Origin of the sequence: Pseudomonas sp. SED1, from assembly GCF_034044025.1 — a bacterium.
In the GTDB taxonomy this organism is placed as follows: domain Bacteria; phylum Pseudomonadota; class Gammaproteobacteria; order Pseudomonadales; family Pseudomonadaceae; genus Aquipseudomonas.
Window position 1 is genome coordinate 88,915 of sequence record NZ_JAXCIS010000227.1, and the last position, 19,004, is coordinate 107,918.

Sequence of the window (19,004 nt, forward strand, 5' to 3'; positions counted from 1 at the left end):
ATTGTGGGCTGAGCGCTTCGGACGAAAACTATGGCCCGCCGCCGGCAGCAGCGCCAGCAACGTTCGTCGCGTGAATCCAACGGCATCAGGCCGGGCCATGAGGAAACATCAGGAAATGTTTCAGAAGCCTCCGACAACCCGCTGAAACCGACGCAGCCCGGCCCGCGCCCGCCTTCGCGCATTGCAATGTGGCGCAGCGCCAGTGTACAAATGACCCGCTGCTGTCAGGAAACAGGCTTCAAAAGCGCCCTCCCCGCGTCCTTGAACTCCCCTAAAAACTGTAGCCCTATTGGTAAGACGCGACATTTAATTATAAGATCGCGCCTTCCCCTATTTCGTCGCCCCGTGCGGCTTTCGCCGCAGGTCTCGCCCGTTTTCAAAATAAACAAGGCTTTGAGTATCTGCGGTCTGTTGCAAAAAGGTAGTTAATGATGAGCGCAAGGCACTTTCTCTCCCTGATGGATTGCACGCCCGAAGAGCTTGTCAGCGTGCTCCGTCGAGGCATTGAGCTTAAAGACCTGCGTAACCGCGGCGTACTGTTCGAGCCTTTGAAAAACCGCGTGCTCGGGATGATTTTCGAGAAGTCGTCCACCCGCACCCGCGTATCTTTCGAAGCAGGCATGATCCAGCTCGGCGGCCAGGCCATCTTCCTTTCGCCTCGGGATACCCAACTGGGCCGTGGCGAACCAATCAGCGATTGCGCGATCGTGATGTCGAGCATGCTGGATGCGGTGATGATCCGTACCTTCGCCCACAGCACCCTGACCGAATTTGCCGCCAACTCCCGCGTGCCCGTGATCAACGGCCTGTCCGATGACCTGCACCCGTGCCAACTGCTGGCCGACATGCAAACCTTCCTCGAACAGCGCGGTTCGATCCAGGGCAAGACCGTGGCCTGGATCGGCGACGGCAACAACATGTGCAACAGCTATATAGAAGCGGCGATCCAGTTCGACTTCCAATTGCGCGTTGCCTGCCCTGAAGGCTATGAGCCGGACGCTAAGTTCCTGGCCCGGGCCGGCGACCGCGTGACGATCGTTCGCGACCCGCGTGACGCGGTCATCGGCGCGCACCTGGTGAGCACTGACGTCTGGACCTCCATGGGCCAGGAAGAGGAAACCGCCAAGCGCCTCAAGCTGTTCGCTCCATTCCAGGTAAACCGCGCCCTGCTCGACCTGGCCGCGCCGGACGTGCTGTTCATGCACTGCCTGCCCGCCCACCGTGGCGAAGAAATCAGCCTCGACCTGCTGGATGATCAACGTTCAGTGGCCTGGGCCCAGGCAGAAAACCGCTTGCACGCGCAAAAAGCCCTGCTCGAATTTCTGGTTGCGCCGGCGTATCGCCCTGCATGAGCCAGCCATTACTGCTGAACCTACGCAATCTGGCATGCGGTTATCAGGATCAACGGGTGGTGCAGAACCTCAACCTGCACCTCAACGCCGGTGACATCGGTTGCTTGCTGGGTTCCTCGGGCTGCGGCAAGACCACCACCCTGCGAGCGATTGCCGGGTTTGAGCCGCTGCACGAAGGCGAGATCAGCCTGGCGGGCGAAGTCATCTCCAGCGCCGGTTTCACACTGGCCCCGGAGAAACGTCGGATCGGCATGGTGTTCCAGGACTACGCGCTGTTTCCACACCTCAGCGTGGCCGACAACATCGCCTTCGGCATTCGCAAGCACCCGCAAAAAGAGCGGGTGGTCGCTGAATTGCTGGAACTGGTGAACCTGAAAAACCTCGGCAAGCGCTTCCCCCATGAGCTTTCCGGCGGCCAGCAACAGCGCGTCGCCCTGGCCCGCGCGTTGGCGCCGGAACCGCAACTGCTGCTGTTGGACGAACCCTTCTCCAACCTCGATGGCGAACTGCGGCGCAAGCTCAGCCATGAGGTCCGCGACATCCTCAAGGCCCGAGGCACCAGTGCGATTCTGGTGACCCACGACCAGGAGGAAGCCTTCGCAGTGAGTGACCATGTCGGCGTGTTCAAGGAAGGTCGCCTGGAGCAGTGGGATACGCCCTACAATCTCTATCACGAACCGCTGACACCCTTTGTCGCCAGCTTCATTGGCCAGGGTTACTTCATTCGCGGGCAGTTGAACACGCCGGAATCGGTCACCACCGAACTGGGCGAGTTGCGCGGTAATCGTGCCTACACCTGGCCCACCGGGGGTGCGGTGGATGTATTACTGCGCCCGGACGACATCGTTTATGCACCGGACAGCGCCCTAACAGCGCGGATTGTTGGCAAGACATTCCTCGGAGCTTCGACCCTGTATCGCTTGCAGTTGCCTACGGGTGCGCAGCTGGAATCGATTTTCCCCAGCCACGCCGATCATCTGGTCGGTGCCGATGTGGGCATTCGCGTGGCAGCAGAACACCTGGTGTTGTTCCAGGCATCAGGCAGCACAGCGGCGCACATTCCCCACGTCGAGTCAGGCGTTCGCCGCTACAGCACCGCCACCTGACCTCAGAGCATCACGCCCGGCCAATTTCCGCGAACTTGGCCTGGGTGTGCTCGGCCAGCACCGCTGCTGCCAACTCCACCTCAAGCCCCCTTCTTCCCGCACTGATAAAAATTGTCGGAAACGACTGTGCCGTCACATCGACAAAGGTGCGCAGGCGCTTCTTCTGTCCCAACGGGCTGATGCCGCCCAGCAGGTAACCGGTGGCCCGTTGCGCCGCAGCCGGGTCCGCCATCTCGACTTTTTTCACCCCCGCAGCCTGCGCCAAGGCTTTTAAATCCAAACTTCCGACGACCGGCACAACGGCCACCAGCAGTTCAGCTTTTTCACTGCTGGCCAGCAGGGTCTTGAACACCTGCGCCGGATCAAGCCCCAATTTCTCTGCGGCCTCCAGACCATAGGACGCCGCCTTGGGGTCATGTTCGTAACTGTGGATTCGATGTTCGGCGCGAACTTTTTTCAACAGGTCCAATGCGGGCGTCATGCGGGCTCCAGGCTTGGCAAAACGGTGAAAAAGCAGACAGCCAATTCTAGGCCAACACGTGGCAAAAGGCTCTAGTCCCAAGCCCTCTGCCACGACCTCGCGCACTCCTTTTCTGCAACTCCCGGCGCTCACGCCACGATCATTCACCGCACCAATAATTACAAAATGACCAATCGTTCACTTTCGACCTTTGACAGCCGTCATTCTTGTCTATATTTTTTCGTTTACGAATACTGTAGGAATAGACCTGCGGATTCACAGCAGTAAGCCGCGAAGAGGATGGGGATCCTCGCCACGGTGAAAATCGCCGATTGCCCGTTGCGGCAAAACGCCAGACAACAACAAAAACAGAGGTTTTCCATGACAACTGCTCTTCAACAGCCTTCACTCTCAAGTCAATGCATGGCCGAGTTCCTGGGCACTGCGTTGCTGATCTTCTTCGGTACCGGATGTGTTGCTGCGCTCAAGGTCGCGGGTGCCAGCTTTGGCTTGTGGGAAATCAGTATCATCTGGGGGATCGGCGTCAGCATGGCGATCTACCTGAGCGCCGGTATTTCCGGGGCTCACCTCAATCCGGCGGTCAGTATCGCCCTGTGCATTTTTGCCGATTTCGACAAGCGCAAACTGCCGTTCTACATCATCGCCCAAGTCGCCGGCGCCTTCTGCTCGGCTGCGTTGGTTTACACGCTCTACAGCAACCTGTTTTTCGATTACGAACAAACCCACCATATGATTCGCGGCACCCAGGCCAGCCTGGAATTGGCCTCGGTGTTCTCCACCTACCCGCATCCGCTGCTGGGCACGGCCCAGGCGTTCCTGGTGGAAATGGTCATTACCGCGATCCTGATGGGCGTGATCATGGCCCTGACCGACGACAACAACGGCCTGCCCCGTGGCCCGTTGGCACCGCTGCTGATTGGTTTGCTGATCGCCGTGATCGGCAGTGCCATGGGCCCGCTGACCGGCTTTGCGATGAACCCGGCCCGTGACTTCGGTCCCAAGCTGATGACCTTTTTCGCCGGTTGGGGTGAAATGGCCTTCACCGGCGGGCGCGACATTCCTTACTTCCTGATTCCGATTTTTGCACCGATTGTCGGTGCCTGCCTCGGTGCTGCCGCGTATCGCGGGCTGATTGCCCGCCACCTGCCCAGCGCCGCACCTGCTACAACTGATGCAACCGAAGCGGCCGCCAGCGGCAAAACCCGTACTTCCTGATGCGATAGCCTGGGCCGCACTGCCCTTTTGCGGCCCAGTCTGTTTACTTGACTCCCCTATTCTCCGTCCAAGGCAATCGACATGACCGACATTCAGAATAAGAACTACATCATTGCCCTCGATCAGGGCACCACCAGTTCCCGGGCGATCATCTTTGACCGTGACGCCAACGTGGTCTGCACCGCCCAGCGTGAATTCACACAGCATTACCCGCAAGCCGGCTGGGTCGAACATGACCCGATGGAAATTTTCGCCACCCAGAGCGCGGTGATGGTCGAGGCCCTGGCACAAGCCGGCCTGCACCACGACCAGGTCGCCGCCATCGGTATCACCAACCAGCGTGAAACCACCGTGGTCTGGGACAAAATCACCGGCCGCCCGATCTATAACGCCATCGTGTGGCAATGCCGCCGCAGCACCGAGATCTGCCAGCAGCTCAAGCGCGACGGCCACGAACAATACATCAACGACACCACCGGCCTGGTCACCGACCCGTACTTCTCCGGCACCAAGCTCAAGTGGATCCTCGACAACGTCGAAGGCAGCCGCGAACGTGCGCGTAACGGCGAGCTGCTGTTCGGCACCATCGACAGCTGGCTGATCTGGAAATTTACCGGCGGCAAGACCCACGTCACCGACTACACCAACGCCTCGCGCACCATGCTCTTCAACATCCACACGCTGGAGTGGGATTCGAAGATGCTGGAGATTCTCGACGTGCCGCGCGAAATGCTGCCGGAAGTGAAGTCCTCCTCGGAAATCTACGGTCGCACCAAAAGCGGCATCGCCATCGGCGGTATCGCCGGTGACCAGCAGGCGGCGCTGTTTGGCCAAATGTGTGTAGAACCGGGCCAGGCGAAAAACACCTACGGCACCGGCTGCTTCCTGCTGATGAACACCGGCGACAAAGCGGTGAAATCCAAGCACGGCATGCTCACCACCATCGCGTGCGGCCCCCGTGGCGAAGTGGCCTACGCCCTGGAAGGCGCCGTGTTCAACGGCGGTTCCACCGTGCAATGGCTGCGTGACGAGCTGAAGATCATCGCCGATGCCACCGACACCGAATACTTCGCCGGCAAGGTCAAGGACAGCAACGGCGTGTACCTGGTACCGGCCTTCACCGGCCTGGGCGCTCCCTACTGGGACCCGTATGCCCGTGGCGCGCTGTTCGGCCTGACCCGCGGCGTACGCGTGGACCACATCATTCGTGCCGCCCTGGAGTCGATTGCCTACCAGACCCGCGACGTACTCGACGCGATGCAGCAGGATTCCGGCGAACGCCTCAAATCCCTGCGGGTAGACGGTGGCGCAGTCGCCAACAACTTCCTGATGCAATTCCAGGCCGACATCCTCGGCACCCAGGTTGAACGCCCGCAAATGCGCGAAACCACCGCGTTGGGCGCCGCCTACCTGGCTGGCCTGGCGTGCGGCTTTTGGGGCAGCCTGGACGAATTGCGTGGCAAGGCCGTGATCGAGCGCCAATTCGAACCGCAACTGGAAGAAGCGGCGAAGGAGAAACTCTACGCCGGCTGGCAGAAAGCGGTCAGCCGCACCCGCGACTGGGAACCCCACGAAGGCGCCGAATAAGCCAAGCGCCGGACCCACTTAGGGTTGTAACTGGCAGGGAGCAGATTCCTGCGTCATCATGGGCCACTTTTTACGGCAGCCCAAAGGACGCACCATGAATCTGCCTCCCCGCCAGCAACAAATCCTCGAACTGGTTCGCGAACGCGGCTATGTGAGTATCGAGGAAATGGCGCAGCTCTTCGTTGTCACCCCGCAAACCATCCGCCGTGATATCAATCAACTGGCGGAAGCCAATCTGTTGCGCCGCTACCACGGCGGCGCAGCCTATGACTCCAGCGTTGAAAACACCGCCTACGCCATGCGGGCCGACCAGATGCGCGACGAGAAACAGCGCATCGCCGAAGCCATCGCCGCGCAAATCCCCGATCACGCCTCGCTGTTTATCAACATCGGTACCACCACCGAATCGATTGCCCGCGCGCTGCTTAACCACAGCCATCTGAAAATCATCACCAATAACCTCAACGTCGCCATGATGCTGAGTGCCAAAGACGACTTCGACGTACTCCTGACCGGCGGCAACGTGCGCCGAGACGGCGGCGTGGTGGGCCAGGCCAGCGTCGACTTTATCAACCAGTTCAAGGTCGATTTTGCCTTGGTGGGCATCAGCGGTATCGATGAAGACGGCAGCCTGTTGGACTTCGATTACCAGGAAGTGCGGGTTTCCCAGGCGATCATTGCCAATGCGCGCAAGGTGATCCTGGCGGCGGACTCCAGCAAATTCGGGCGTAACGCCATGATTCGCCTGGGACCCATCAGTTTGATTGATTGCCTGGTCACCGATCAGCAGCCAGTCCCGGCGCTGGTGCAACTGTTGAATCAGCACAAGATTCGGCTGGAAGTCGTGTAACCCAAAACAGGGGGTGTCCTGCCCCCTGATGTTCACAAATTTTCCTTTCTTCGCCCTTCGATCAGTATTTTCAATCGAAGCGGACTGGCTGTGCCCGCGTTTATGAGCTACCATTTTCGCAAATGAACATTTATGTTCGAATTCCAATACGAAAAAGATTGCGAGGCCAGCCGATGAACCCTTCTACCTTGCCTGCCCCACCGCTTGCCGAAGTCTATGACGTCGCCGTTATCGGTGGCGGGATCAATGGCGTCGGGATTGCAGCAGACGCAGCCGGTCGCGGTTTGTCGGTATTCCTTTGCGAAAAGGACGACCTGGCCAGCCACACCTCCTCCGCCAGCAGCAAGCTGATCCACGGCGGCCTGCGTTACCTCGAACATTACGAATTCCGCCTGGTGCGCGAAGCCCTGGCTGAACGTGAAGTGCTGTTGGCCAAGGCCCCGCACATCGTCAAGCAGATGCGCTTTGTGTTGCCACACCGCCCGCACCTGCGCCCGGCGTGGATGATTCGTGCCGGCCTGTTCCTGTATGACCACCTGGGCAAGCGGGAAAAACTCGAAGGCTCCAAGAGCCTCAAGTTCGGCCCCGACAGCCCGCTGAAAAGCGAAATCACCAAAGGTTTCGAATACTCCGATTGCTGGGTCGATGACGCCCGCCTTGTAGTACTCAACGCCATGACTGCGCGGGAAAAGGGTGCGCATATTCACACCCAGACCCGTTGCGTCAGCGCGCACCGCAGCAAAGGCCTGTGGGAAATGAACATGGAACGCGCCGACGGTAGCCTGTTCTCGATCCGCGCACGGGCATTGGTGAACGCAGCCGGCCCGTGGGTCGCCAAGTTCATCAAGGATGACTTGAAGCTGGATTCGCCGTACGGCATTCGCCTGATCCAGGGCAGCCACCTGATCGTGCCGAAGCTGTATGAAGGCGCCCACGCGCACATCCTGCAGAACGAAGACCAGCGCATCGTCTTCACCATTCCGTATTTGAATCACCTGACCATCATCGGCACCACCGACCGCGAATACACCGGCGACCCGGCGAAAGTGGCGATTACCGAAGGTGAAACCGACTACATGCTCAACGTGGTCAACGCGCACTTCAAGAAACAGCTGAGCCGCGATGACATCGTGCACACCTATTCCGGCGTGCGCCCGCTGTGCAATGACGAATCCGACAACCCGTCGGCCGTGACCCGCGACTACACCCTGGCGCTGTCCGGCACCTCGGGCGAGGCGCCGTTGCTGTCGGTGTTCGGCGGGAAGCTGACCACCTACCGCAAGCTGGCCGAATCGGCGATGGCGCAACTGGCGCCGTACTTCACGCAGATGCGCCCAAGCTGGACGGCCACGGCCACCCTGCCCGGCGGCGAAAACATGAGCACGCCAGAAGCCCTGGCCGATGCGATTCGCAGCAAGTACGACTGGGTGCCGAGCGAGATTGCCCGTCGCTGGTCCACCACTTATGGCAGCCGCACCTGGCGCCTGCTGGAAGGCGTGCAGTCGCTGGCAGACATGGGCGACCACCTCGGTGGCGGCCTTTACACCCGCGAAGTCGACTACCTGTGCGCTGAAGAATGGGCCACACAGCCCCAGGACATCCTGTGGCGCCGCAGCAAGCTGGGCCTGTTCACCACGCCGGAAGAACAGGAAAAGGTGCAGCGCTACCTGTCCAAGGTCGAGCACAATCGCGGCAAGATCGAAGCAGCCTGATCGACCCGACGTAAAAAAGCCCCTGCACCGAAAGGTCCAGGGGCTTTTTCATGCCTGCAGATGACGCTGATAGCGCAGGCCAATTTCACGAATCCCGCTGAAGGCTGAGCCCAGCAACACGGGATAAGCCGCCTGCAAAAAGCCCGGCGTGGCCGTCGCGAGGGCCCGCTCCAACCATAGGCAGGCCTGCACTTCGTCGCCGTCGTGAGCCAGCTCCGCAGCATGGTTGTATTGCCCGCGGAAATCCCCGGCCTCGGCTGAGCGCTGATACCACTGGCGCGCCAGTTGAACATCCTTGGGCACCACCACGCCTTCATGGTGGAACCGCCCCAACAGGTTCATCGATTTGGCGTGTCCCTTGGCCGCAGCCAGGCGGAACAGCTCATACGCGGCAGTAAGGTCATGCGCCACACCACGGCCGCGGGTCAGTAATTGGCCGTAGTTATACAAACCCCAATCCAATCCCAGATCGGCAGCCTTGCGGTAATGCTGCGCGGCATCAGCCAAGTCAATCTCGCAGCCCCAGCCATTCTCCAGGCAGCGCCCGATCATGTTGATCGCCATGGGGTGGCGCTGCCGTGCGGCGATGCGAAACCAGCTCAACCCCAGGGCCTGATCTTTTTTCACGCCCCGGCCGTCAAGCAGCAGCTGGGCCAACGTCGCCTGTGCGTCGGCATCACCCAGTTGAGCGGCATGCATCACCCACCGCACATAGGCGCGCGGGTTATCACCGATGTCGGACGGCTCGCTGCCTGGCTGTGCGCTCTGCATTCCTGCCCCGAGTAGCGATCAAGGACCGCAAAAAGTTTCATGATTTATTTGGTTACAAAGTATTACATTTGAGATCGCTTATCAATTACGATCGCATCTCACTAACACTAACAAGAGATTACTCAATGGCTACCGGCATCAGTTCTGCCCCCCTCTCATCGCGGCATTTGCTCGCGTCGGCAGTGGGCCTGGCAGTGGCTGCGCAAGGAGGATTCAGTTACGCGGCGGAGCCCGCACCAGAAGACAACACAGGGGTCATCCAACTCGGCGCGACCAGCATCGAAGGTCAGGCCCCAAGCCAGAGCGTCTACAACCCTGTGGCTCCTTCTTCCCCCAAGTACACCGAGCCATTGCGCGACACGCCGCAGACCATCACGGTGGTGCCCAAGGAAGTCATCCATGACCAAAACCTGCTGACCTTGCGCGATGTGCTGAGCACCGTGCCAGGCATCACCTTCGGTGCCGGTGAGGGCGGCAGTGGGTATGGCGACAGCATCAACCTGCGCGGGTTTTCCGCCAGCGGCGACATCTACGTGGACGGTGTGCGCGACAGCGCGCAATACAGCCGCACCGACCCCTTCAACCTCGAACAGGTCGAAGTCGTCAGCGGCGCGAGTTCGGTGTATTCCGGTTCAGGTGCGGTCGGCGGCACCATCAATCTGGTGAGTAAACAGCCAGAGTTGCGCGACAAAACCACTATCAGTGCAGGCATCGGCACCGATAACTACAAGCGCACCACCCTCGACACCAATCAGATGCTCAACGACACCACGGCGTTCCGCCTGAACCTGATGGCCCATGGTAACGATGTGCCGGGGCGCGATTATGAAGATTACGAACGCTGGGGCATCGCACCCTCTATCGCGTTTGGCCTGGGCACTCCGACGCGCGTCACGGTCAGTTACGAGCATCAGAAAGACAACAACACGCCGCAATACGGGATTCCGATCTACAACGGCAAACCGATGCCAGGCGTGGGCTGGAGCGATTTCTACGGTTACCACAACATCAATGAGCAACAAACCACCTCGGACGCGTTCAGCCTGAAGCTTGAGCATGATTTCAACGACGCGGTGTCCGTGCGTAACTTCACCCGCGTCGAGCGCGTTCGCCAGGACCTGCGCGCCTCGGGCCCCGAAGGTGCGCAGGCCGGCTGCCTCGCCAGCGGCGCCCAGATCACGGGCGCGCCTTGCGCCGCGGGCCTCAAGCCGGGTTATTTCCAGCCAAGCGGTGGCTCACTGGGTAACGAGCGCAACACCCAGAACAAAATGTTCACTAACCAGACCGACGTCACCAGCCACTTCAGTACCGGTTTCATCGACCACACGCTGGTGACCGGTATCGCCATCAGCCGCGAGGAATACGAGGCGGATACCGGAAAGTGGCTGACTAACAGCAACGGCAGCACGATAGTGCCGCCACCGGTCAGCTACAGCGATCCGAACTCCGAATGGACCGGCCCGGTCAATTTCACCCGGGCGGCCCACGTCGATGGCGCGCTGAACAACCGCGCCGCCTATGCCTTCGACACGCTCAAACTCAACCCTCAATGGGAAATCAATGGCGGCCTGCGCTACGAGCACAACGCGGGCAGTTCGGTGACCAACGCCTATTCCACCAGCGGAGTGGAAACGCCCGGCGTGCGCTACGGCCAAGCGGATGACCTGACGTCCTATCGCCTGGCCCTGGTCTACAAACCGGCGGAAAACGGCAGCTTCTATATCGCCTACGGCAACAGCAAGACGCCTTCCCAAGCCAGCGTCAATGGGAGTTGCTACACCCCGGCCAAAAGCTCCAGCGTGGCCACCAACAACTGCAACGTAGACCCTGAAACCGCCGTCAGCTATGAGATCGGCACCAAGTGGGACCTGCTCGACAATGCCCTGTCGCTGACGGGCGCGATCTTCCGCAATGACCGCACCAACTACAAAGTCGCCGATAACGACCCGAGCAACCTCAGCGGCACGCAAACCCTCGACGGCAAGGCGCGTGCCGATGGTGTGGCCCTGGGCTTGAGCGGCCAGCTTACTGACCGCTGGAAGGTCTTCGCCAACTACACCTACCTGAACACCCGCGTGCTGCGCAGCGCCAGCGATTACACCCTGGCGACCACCGGCCTCGACGTGCAGAAAGGTGAGCCGCTGACCTTCACCCCCAAACATGCGGCCAGCCTCTGGACGGTGTACGACCTGCCCCACGACTTCCAGGTGGGCTATGGCATCACGGCGCAAACCAAGCAGTACCTGGCCAGCGCCGCAGGAGCACCGACTTCGCCTGGCTACGCGGTGCAGCGAGCGATGCTCGGCTACAAGGTCAACAAACAGCTGAACCTGCAACTGAACGTCAACAACCTGTTCGACAAGGACTACCTCACCCGCATCCGTAACAACGGTTGGGCGGTACCCGGCGATGGTCGCGCAGCGGTTGTCTCGGCCGACTACACGTTCTGACGAAAAATCCACACTAAGACGCCCCGCAGAGCCACGGCCCCGGGGCTTTTTCATGGGCGATATAAACGTATCCAGGCATTCGGATTTCCGAACGCTATACCCCAGCCTATTCGGTTTGCCGGATCAACCTTGCGACAAACGTTCGTCACACAAAGTTAATCTCTATATAAATCATGGTCTTATCCTTTTACCACTGGTATGGCACGACTCATGCTCTACACTCGTAGGCGATTGCCTGAGGCGCCTCAGGAGCCGTCATGGGCATTCGCAGTACTGTTTATATAAAAACGTGGCCGTACCAACCGGTCTCATAAAAAAAACAAATGTCGAGGAAGTATTGATGCGTATCGTTCCCCATATTTTGGGCGCAGCTATCGCTGCTGCTCTGATCAGCACTCCAGTTTTCGCCGCCGAACTCACCGGCACACTGAAGAAAATCAACGACTCCGGCACGATCACTCTCGCTCACCGCGACAGCTCCATTCCGTTTTCCTATATCGCGGATGGTTCGGGCAAGCCAGTGGGCTACTCCCACGACATTCAGTTGGCCGTCGTCGAGCAACTGAAAAAAGACCTGAACAAACCCGATCTGAAGGCCAAGTACAACCTGGTCACCTCGCAAACCCGTATCCCGTTGATCCAGAACGGCACCGCGGACCTCGAGTGCGGCTCCACCACCAACAACGCCGAACGCGCCCAGCAAGTCGACTTCACCGTCAACATCTTCGAAATCGGCACCCGTTTGCTGGTCAAGAAAGACAAGGATGGCAAGCCGTCCTATAGCGATTTCGCTGACCTGAAAGGCAAGAACGTCGTGACCACCGCTGGCACCACGTCCGAGCGCATCATCAAAGCGATGAACGCCGACAAGCAGATGGGCATGAACGTCATCTCCGCCAAAGACCACGGCGAATCCTTCCAGATGCTGGAAAGCGGCCGCGCCGTAGCCTTCATGATGGACGACGCCCTGCTGGCAGGTGAAGAAGCCAAGGCCAAGAAGCCGGATGACTGGGTCATCACCGGTACTCCGCAGTCCTTCGAAGCCTACGCCTGCATGGTTCGTAAAGACGACCCGGCCTTCAAGAAGGCTGTCGATGACGCCATCGTTGCCCTGTTCAAATCCGGCGAAATCAACAAGATCTACAGCAAGTGGTTCGAAAGCCCGATCCCACCAAAAGGCCTGAACCTGAACTTCCCGATGAGCGAAAAGGTGAAGGAGCTGATCGCAAACCCAAGCGACAAACCAGCGCCTGACGTAAAAATCTGATACCTGACTAAGCTTATCTCCTGAGGGAGCCAACCCTCCCTCAGGCGTCTGTTACTACCTGCTGGCTTTAATTTTGGAACACTCGACCTGGCGGTTTCCGAGCCGATCGTGTGTGCCTGGCGTTCACCGTCGGGCGGGAAAGGATCTTCCCCAAGCGGGTGCTTGTACATCGATCGATCTCGAGGGGAGACCCTAATGAACTACAACTGGGACTGGGGCGTATTCTTCAAGTCCACCGGCGTTGGCAGCGAGACTTATCTCGACTGGTACATCTCCGGACTGGGCTGGACCATCGCCATCGCCATCGTGGCCTGGATTATCGCCTTGCTGCTGGGCTCCGTACTCGGCGTCATGCGCACCGTGCCAAACCGCATCGTATCGGGCATTGCGACCTGCTACGTGGAACTGTTTCGTAACGTGCCGCTGCTGGTTCAGCTGTTTATCTGGTACTTCCTCATACCTGACATGCTGCCGCAGAACCTGCAGGACTGGTACAAACAAGACCTCAACCCGACCACTTCGGCTTACCTGAGTGTTGTCGTTTGCCTGGGCCTGTTCACTGCCGCACGTGTGTGCGAACAAGTGCGCACCGGCATCCAGGCGTTGCCACGCGGCCAGGAATCCGCCGCACGCGCCATGGGCTTCAAGCTGCCACAGATCTACTGGAACGTGCTGCTGCCCCAGGCCTACCGGATCATCATTCCGCCGCTTACCTCGGAATTCCTCAACGTCTTCAAGAACTCCTCCGTGGCGTCCCTGATCGGCTTGATGGAACTGCTGGCGCAAACCAAACAGACCGCCGAGTTCTCGGCCAACCTGTTTGAGGCCTTCACCCTGGCCACGCTGATTTACTTCACCCTGAACATGAGCCTGATGCTGCTGATGCGCGTGGTCGAGAAGAAAGTTGCCGTGCCCGGCCTGATCTCCGTGGGGGGTAAATAATGGAATTCGATTTCAGTGGCATCATCCCCGCCATCCCGGGCCTGTGGAACGGCATGGTCATGACCTTGCAGTTGATGGTCATGGGCGTGGTCGGTGGCATCATCATCGGCACCATCCTGGCGCTGATGCGCTTGTCGTCCAACAAGCTGATGTCGCGCCTGGCCGGCGCCTACGTGAACTACTTCCGCTCGATCCCGCTGCTGTTGGTGATCACCTGGTTCTACCTGGCGGTGCCGTTCGTGCTGCGCTGGATCACCGGCGAAGACACCCCGATCGGTGCGTTCACCTCCTGCGTCGTGGCCTTCATGATGTTCGAGGCGGCGTACTTCTGCGAAATCGTGCGGGCCGGCGTGCAGTCGATCCCCAAGGGCCAGATGGCCGCCGCGCAGGCCATGGGCATGACCTACGGCCAGACCATGCGCCTGATCATCCTGCCCCAGGCGTTCCGCAAGATGACCCCGTTGCTGCTGCAACAGTCGATCATCCTGTTCCAGGACACCTCGCTGGTCTACACCGTGGGCCTGGTGGACTTCCTCAACTCCGCCCGCTCCAACGGCGACATCATCGGCCGCTCCAATGAGTTCCTGATCTTCGCCGGTGTCGTCTACTTCATCATCAGCTTTTCCGCCTCGCTGCTGGTCAAGCGTCTGCAAAAAAGGTTTGCCGTATGATCTCTATCAAGAATATCAACAAGTGGTATGGCGACTTCCAGGTGCTGACCGATTGCAGCACCGAGGTTAAAAAAGGCGAAGTGATCGTGGTGTGCGGGCCGTCCGGCTCCGGCAAATCCACCCTGATCAAGTGCGTCAACGCCCTGGAACCGTTCCAGAAAGGCGACGTGGTCGTGGACGGCACCTCCATCGCCGACCCGAAGACCAACCTGCCAAAACTGCGCTCGCGCGTCGGCATGGTGTTCCAGCACTTCGAGCTGTTTCCACACCTGACCATCACCGAAAACCTGACCATCGCGCAGATCAAGGTATTGGGTCGCAGCAAGGAAGAAGCCACCAAGAAGGGCCTGCAACTGCTGGAGCGCGTCGGTCTGTCGGCTCACGCCCACAAGCACCCGGGCCAGCTTTCCGGCGGCCAGCAACAGCGTGTGGCGATTGCCCGTGCGCTGGCGATGGACCCGATCGTCATGCTGTTCGACGAACCAACCTCGGCCCTCGACCCGGAAATGGTCAACGAAGTACTCGACGTGATGGTGCAGTTGGCCCAGGAAGGCATGACCATGATGTGCGTGACCCACGAAATGGGTTTCGCCCGCAAGGTCGCCGACCGGGTGATCTTCATGGACGCCGGCAAGATCATCGAAGACTGCCCGAAAGAGGAATTCTTCGGCGACATCAGCGCCCGCTCCGAGCGCGCGCAGCACTTCCTTGAGAAAATCCTGCAGCACTAAAAAGCCGCAGCTCGCTGCTCTTCTGGAGGAGCGAGCTTGCTCGCGAAAGACGTCAACGATAACGCGATCATCCTGGATGAGCGCGGTGCCCTTGAGTTTTTCACGAGCAAGCTCGCTCCTACAGTTGGCAAGTGAGCGATAGCTGACCCAAGGCATCTGTGATGAAATGCGACCCCAACCTCTTTCGCGCCGCGCCGCCATCACTTGCCGTGAAGCCTCGTCTGATTCGCCAATTGTTCCTGCCGCCGCTGATCATCGCGCTGATGATCGGACTGGGTTACGTCGGCTTCTGGATCAGTGAGTTCTATGGGATCCGCACCCTCAGCGATACCGGCGAACGCCAGCTGGAATTGCACGCCCGCACCGTCGAGAGCGAACTCAGCAAATACACCTACCTGCCCAGTCTCCTGGAGCTGGAATCCAGCGTCTCCAGGTTATTGGCCGACCCGAATCAGGAAACCCGCAAAACCGTCAACGACTACCTCGAAGGCCTGAACCGGCGCAGTCGCAGCCGGGCGATTTACGTGATGGATACCACCGGCCGTGTGCTGGCGACCAGTAACTGGCGCGACGCCGACAGTTACCAGGGTGAAGACCTGTCCTTCCGTGCCTATTTCCAGAATGCCGTGCGCGGCCAGCCCGGCCGTTTCTACGGCATCGGCAGCACCAACGGCGAACCCGGCTATTACCTGGCCCATGGCCTGGAAGAACACGGCAAGATCATCGGCGTCGCCGTGGTCAAGGTCCGCCTGGAAGCGCTGGAAGAGCGCTGGCAGCGGGCGCGCCTGGAGGCCTTTGTCAGTGACGAGAATGGCATCATCATTCTCTCCAGCGACCCGGCCCGTCGCCTCAAGTCCGTGCGACCACTGAGCGATGACACCAAGGACCGCCTCGCCCACAGCCTGCAATATTACTGGGCGACGCTCAACGAGCTTGAACCACTGGCCCGTGAGCGTCTCAATGAAGGCACCGAGAAATTAACCTTCCCGGCCAACAGCGAAGTGGTGGCCGACGAGCATGAGGTCAGCTACCTGGCCCAGACCCGCCCGTTGAACGACACCCCATGGAACTTCACCCTGCTCACCCCGCTGAACGACCTGCGCCAGGCCGCCATCAACCAGGGCATCCTGGTGGCCGTGGCCTTCGCGTTGGTGGCGTTCCTGTTGATCGCCTGGAACGAGCGCCGCAAGGTGATCGCCACCCGCCTCGCCGCCCGGGAAGCCCTGCAGGAAGCCAACAATCAGCTGGAGCGACGGATTGCCGAACGCACCACCGACCTGCGGGCCAGCAACGAACGGCTCAAGAGCCAGATTCGCGAGCGGCGCCAGGCCGAGGAAACCTTGCGCCGGGCCCAGGACGAACTGGTGCAGGCCGGCAAACTTGCCGCCATCGGCCAGATGTCCACCAGCATCGCCCACGAATTGAACCAGCCACTGGCCGCCTTGCGCACGCTGTCGGGCAACACCGTACGCTTCCTGGAGCGTGGGGCGCTGGACACCGCCAGTGCCAACCTCAAGACCATCAACGAACTGATCGACCGCATGGGCCGCATCACCGCCAGCCTGCGCTCCTTCGCCCGGCGCGGTGATGACCAGGGCGAGGCCAATCTGGGCAAGGCGGTGGACGCCACGTTCCAGATCCTCGGCAGCCGCCTGGAAACCTTGCCGCTAACGGTTCACCGTCACTTCACCAGCGCGCAATTGCAGATCGACCAGACGCGCCTGGAGCAGATCCTGGTCAACCTGATCGGCAACGCCCTGGACGCAATGCAAGCGCAACCGGCCCCCGAACTGTGGCTGGAAGGCGACATCGTCGACGGCAAATACCGCCTGCGGGTACGCGACAACGGCCACGGGATTGATCCCGAGACCCGCAAGCATTTGTTCGAACCGTTCTTTACTACCAAACCCGGCGAACAAGGCCTGGGCCTGGGCCTGACGCTGTCGGCCAGCCTCGCGGCCGCCACCGGCGGCAACCTCGCCGTCGAGCACCCGGCCAGCGGTGGTACTGCCTTTGTCCTGAGTTTGCCGCTGGCGAGCCCTCAACAAGTCGAGTCGAAATGAACGCAGAAAAAAACACCGACCTGACCGTCCTGATCGTCGAAGACGACCCCCATGTATTGCTCGGCTGCCAGCAAGCCCTGGCCCTGGAAGACATTCCCAGCGTGGGCGTGGGCAGTGCCGAGGAAGCCCTGACCCGGGTTGGCGAAAACTTCGCCGGCATCGTCATCAGCGATATTCGCCTGCCGGGCATCGACGGCCTGGAACTGCTGACCCGCCTCAAGGCCCTGGATAAAAGCCTGCCGGTGGTGCTGATCACCGGCCACGGAGACATCTCCATGGCCGTGGGCGCGATGCGCAATGGCGCCTATGACTTCATGGAAAAACCCTTCTCCCCCGAGCGCTTGGTGGACGTTGCCCGTCGCGCCCTGGAGCAACGCGGGCTGGCCAGGGAAGTCTGGTCGCTGCGTCGGCAACTGGCCGAGCGCGACTCGCTGGAAGGCCGGATCATCGGCCGCTCCCCCGCCATGCAAAACCTGCGGGAGTTGATCGCCAACGTCGCCGACACCTCAGCCAACGTGTTGATCGAAGGCGAGACCGGCACCGGCAAGGAACTGGTCGCCCGTTGCCTGCATGATTTCAGCCGGCGTCATTCCCACCAGTTCGTTGCCTTGAACTGCGGTGGCCTGCCGGAGAACCTGTTCGAAAGCGAAATCTTCGGCCATGAAGCCAACGCATTTACCGGCGCCGGCAAGCGCCGCATCGGCAAGATCGAACATGCCCACGAAGGCACGCTGTTCCTCGACGAAGTGGAAAGCATGCCGATGAACCTGCAGATCAAGCTGCTGCGGGTATTGCAGGAACGCACCCTGGAACGCCTGGGCTCGAACCAGAGCGTGGCGGTGGATTGCCGGGTGATCGCCGCCACCAAGTCCGACCTCGACGACCTGAGCCGCGCCAACCAGTTTCGCAGCGACCTGTATTACCGCCTCAACGTGGTAACCCTGGAACTGCCGCCGCTGCGGGAACGCCGGGAAGATATCCTGCAATTGTTCGAACACTTCCTGCAGCAGTCGTCGTTGCGTTTCGACCGTACCGCGCCGGACCTCGACAACCAGACCCTGTCCAACCTGATGAGCCACGACTGGCCGGGCAACGTGCGGGAATTGCGCAACGTAGCCGAGCGGTTTGCCCTGGGTTTGCCGGCGTTTAAAAAGAGCGGCGCCAGCAGCGGCAACCACGGTTTGGCCTTTACCGAAGCGGTGGAAGCGTTCGAGCGCAACCTGCTCAATGACGCGTTGCAGCGCAGCGGCGGCAACCTGACCCAGGCCAGCCAGGAACTGGGGATGGCCAAGACCACGTTGTTCGACAAGGTCAAGAAATACGGGCTGAGCCACTAGGAGCGCATTGTGGATTTATTGTTGAAGGCGGCATTGGGCGCGGGGGTGGTGCTGATTCTGGCGGCGCTGGCCAAGACCAGGAATTACTACATCGCCGGGTTGGTGCCGCTGTTTCCGACGTTTGCGTTGATCGCGCATTACATCGTCGGCAAGGGGCGGTCGGTGGAGGATTTGAAGACCACCATCGTGTTCGGGATGTGGTCGATTATTCCGTACTTTGTGTACCTGGCGACGTTGTATGTGATGGTTGACCGAATGCGCCTGGAGGCCTCGCTGGCGGTGGCGGCGGTGGCGTGGTTGATGGCGGCTACGGTGTTGGTCAGCGTGTGGGTTCGCCTGCACGCCTGACATACGCCTATCAAAAATGTGGAGCTGGGTGGGTGTGTATATCCGTTATTTAGGTGATGGCTTGTATTGGTTCCGCTCTTACAGCGGGTCACTTTTGAAAAGAGCCCAAAAGTAACCAAAA

At 60.1% G+C, this 19,004-nt stretch carries 16 protein-coding genes; 14 read left to right on the forward strand and 2 right to left on the reverse strand.

From position 1 onward, the window contains the following. Positions 1-431: 431 nt before the first annotated feature. Entirely contained in the window at positions 432-1,352 is a 921-nt protein-coding gene (argF, locus tag SNL23_RS28710; protein WP_318304404.1) for an ornithine carbamoyltransferase, read from the forward strand. Further along, on the forward strand, positions 1,349-2,458 hold the full coding sequence (locus SNL23_RS28715; RefSeq protein WP_318304406.1) for an ABC transporter ATP-binding protein: 1,110 nt from the start codon (positions 1,349-1,351) through the stop codon (positions 2,456-2,458). The genes argF and SNL23_RS28715 overlap by 4 nt, the downstream gene beginning before the upstream one ends. 10 nt (positions 2,459-2,468) lie before the next feature. Here SNL23_RS28715 and ybaK read toward each other — a convergent pair whose 3' ends face one another. Beyond that, positions 2,469-2,939 (reverse strand): Cys-tRNA(Pro) deacylase, encoded by a 471-nt coding sequence (gene ybaK, locus SNL23_RS28720; RefSeq protein ID WP_010170166.1) that lies wholly within the window; start codon positions 2,937-2,939, stop codon positions 2,469-2,471. Positions 2,940-3,299: 360 nt separating this feature from the next. Between ybaK and SNL23_RS28725 the strand changes: the two genes are divergently transcribed. From SNL23_RS28725 to glpD, 4 genes are all read left to right on the forward strand, one after another. Beyond that, entirely contained in the window at positions 3,300-4,154 is an 855-nt protein-coding gene (locus SNL23_RS28725) for an MIP/aquaporin family protein (protein ID WP_076015422.1), read from the forward strand. Between the two features lie 81 nt (positions 4,155-4,235). Continuing rightward, positions 4,236-5,741 (forward strand): glycerol kinase GlpK, encoded by a 1,506-nt coding sequence (gene glpK / locus SNL23_RS28730; RefSeq protein ID WP_063027424.1) that lies wholly within the window; start codon positions 4,236-4,238, stop codon positions 5,739-5,741. A 94-nt stretch (positions 5,742-5,835) separates the two neighbouring features. Then, positions 5,836-6,591, forward strand: coding sequence for a DeoR/GlpR family transcriptional regulator (locus SNL23_RS28735; RefSeq protein ID WP_076015423.1), 756 nt, complete (start codon positions 5,836-5,838; stop codon positions 6,589-6,591). A gap of 173 nt (positions 6,592-6,764) precedes the next feature. Then, positions 6,765-8,303, forward strand: coding sequence for a glycerol-3-phosphate dehydrogenase (gene glpD / locus SNL23_RS28740; protein WP_318304409.1), 1,539 nt, complete (start codon positions 6,765-6,767; stop codon positions 8,301-8,303). 48 nt (positions 8,304-8,351) lie between these two features. Here glpD and SNL23_RS28745 read toward each other — a convergent pair whose 3' ends face one another. Then, on the reverse strand, positions 8,352-9,074 hold the full coding sequence (locus SNL23_RS28745) for a tetratricopeptide repeat protein (RefSeq protein ID WP_318304411.1): 723 nt from the start codon (positions 9,072-9,074) through the stop codon (positions 8,352-8,354). 125 nt (positions 9,075-9,199) lie between these two features. Here SNL23_RS28745 and SNL23_RS28750 point away from each other — a divergent pair, with 125 nt between their 5' ends. From SNL23_RS28750 to SNL23_RS28785, 8 genes are all read left to right on the forward strand, one after another. After that, positions 9,200-11,524 (forward strand): TonB-dependent receptor, encoded by a 2,325-nt coding sequence (locus SNL23_RS28750; RefSeq protein ID WP_318304413.1) that lies wholly within the window; start codon positions 9,200-9,202, stop codon positions 11,522-11,524. Positions 11,525-11,864: 340 nt separating this feature from the next. Next, entirely contained in the window at positions 11,865-12,791 is a 927-nt protein-coding gene (locus tag SNL23_RS28755) for a glutamate/aspartate ABC transporter substrate-binding protein (RefSeq protein ID WP_076015427.1), read from the forward strand. A gap of 195 nt (positions 12,792-12,986) precedes the next feature. After that, entirely contained in the window at positions 12,987-13,733 is a 747-nt protein-coding gene (locus SNL23_RS28760) for an amino acid ABC transporter permease (protein ID WP_076015428.1), read from the forward strand. Further along, on the forward strand, positions 13,733-14,404 hold the full coding sequence (locus SNL23_RS28765; protein WP_076015429.1) for an amino acid ABC transporter permease: 672 nt from the start codon (positions 13,733-13,735) through the stop codon (positions 14,402-14,404). The genes SNL23_RS28760 and SNL23_RS28765 overlap by 1 nt, the downstream gene beginning before the upstream one ends. Beyond that, the gene (locus SNL23_RS28770; RefSeq protein WP_003208734.1) at positions 14,401-15,135 is read left to right on the forward strand and encodes an amino acid ABC transporter ATP-binding protein; all 735 of its coding nucleotides are present in this window, start codon (positions 14,401-14,403) and stop codon (positions 15,133-15,135) included. The genes SNL23_RS28765 and SNL23_RS28770 overlap by 4 nt, the downstream gene beginning before the upstream one ends. Before the next feature lie 161 nt (positions 15,136-15,296). After that, a complete protein-coding gene (locus tag SNL23_RS28775; protein ID WP_076015430.1) occupies positions 15,297-17,198 on the forward strand; it encodes a sensor histidine kinase in 1,902 nt (633 codons plus the stop codon). Next, positions 17,195-18,535 (forward strand): sigma-54-dependent transcriptional regulator, encoded by a 1,341-nt coding sequence (locus SNL23_RS28780; protein WP_167663505.1) that lies wholly within the window; start codon positions 17,195-17,197, stop codon positions 18,533-18,535. Before SNL23_RS28775 ends, SNL23_RS28780 begins: the two co-directional genes overlap by 4 nt. Positions 18,536-18,553: 18 nt before the next feature. After that, complete coding sequence (locus SNL23_RS28785; protein WP_167663942.1) at positions 18,554-18,883, forward strand: GlpM family protein; 330 nt, start codon at positions 18,554-18,556, stop codon at positions 18,881-18,883. Positions 18,884-19,004 lie beyond the last annotated feature (121 nt).

Bases quoted from the DNA above. Each gene is read 5' to 3' on its own strand.
- argF (WP_318304404.1), top strand. From the start codon at position 432: ATGAGCGCAAGGCACTTTCTCTCCCTGATGGATTGCACGCCCGAAGAG.
- glpK (WP_063027424.1), top strand. From the start codon at position 4,236: ATGACCGACATTCAGAATAAGAACTACATCATTGCCCTCGATCAGGGC.
- SNL23_RS28735 (WP_076015423.1), top strand. From the start codon at position 5,836: ATGAATCTGCCTCCCCGCCAGCAACAAATCCTCGAACTGGTTCGCGAA.
- SNL23_RS28745 (WP_318304411.1), bottom strand. From the start codon at position 9,074: ATGCAGAGCGCACAGCCAGGCAGCGAGCCGTCCGACATCGGTGATAAC.
- SNL23_RS28775 (WP_076015430.1), top strand. From the start codon at position 15,297: ATGAAATGCGACCCCAACCTCTTTCGCGCCGCGCCGCCATCACTTGCC.
- SNL23_RS28755 (WP_076015427.1), top strand. From the start codon at position 11,865: ATGCGTATCGTTCCCCATATTTTGGGCGCAGCTATCGCTGCTGCTCTG.
- glpD (WP_318304409.1), top strand. From the start codon at position 6,765: ATGAACCCTTCTACCTTGCCTGCCCCACCGCTTGCCGAAGTCTATGAC.
- SNL23_RS28760 (WP_076015428.1), top strand. From the start codon at position 12,987: ATGAACTACAACTGGGACTGGGGCGTATTCTTCAAGTCCACCGGCGTT.
- SNL23_RS28765 (WP_076015429.1), top strand. From the start codon at position 13,733: ATGGAATTCGATTTCAGTGGCATCATCCCCGCCATCCCGGGCCTGTGG.
- ybaK (WP_010170166.1), bottom strand. From the start codon at position 2,939: ATGACGCCCGCATTGGACCTGTTGAAAAAAGTTCGCGCCGAACATCGA.
- SNL23_RS28770 (WP_003208734.1), top strand. From the start codon at position 14,401: ATGATCTCTATCAAGAATATCAACAAGTGGTATGGCGACTTCCAGGTG.
- SNL23_RS28780 (WP_167663505.1), top strand. From the start codon at position 17,195: ATGAACGCAGAAAAAAACACCGACCTGACCGTCCTGATCGTCGAAGAC.
- SNL23_RS28750 (WP_318304413.1), top strand. From the start codon at position 9,200: ATGGCTACCGGCATCAGTTCTGCCCCCCTCTCATCGCGGCATTTGCTC.
- SNL23_RS28725 (WP_076015422.1), top strand. From the start codon at position 3,300: ATGACAACTGCTCTTCAACAGCCTTCACTCTCAAGTCAATGCATGGCC.
- SNL23_RS28715 (WP_318304406.1), top strand. From the start codon at position 1,349: ATGAGCCAGCCATTACTGCTGAACCTACGCAATCTGGCATGCGGTTAT.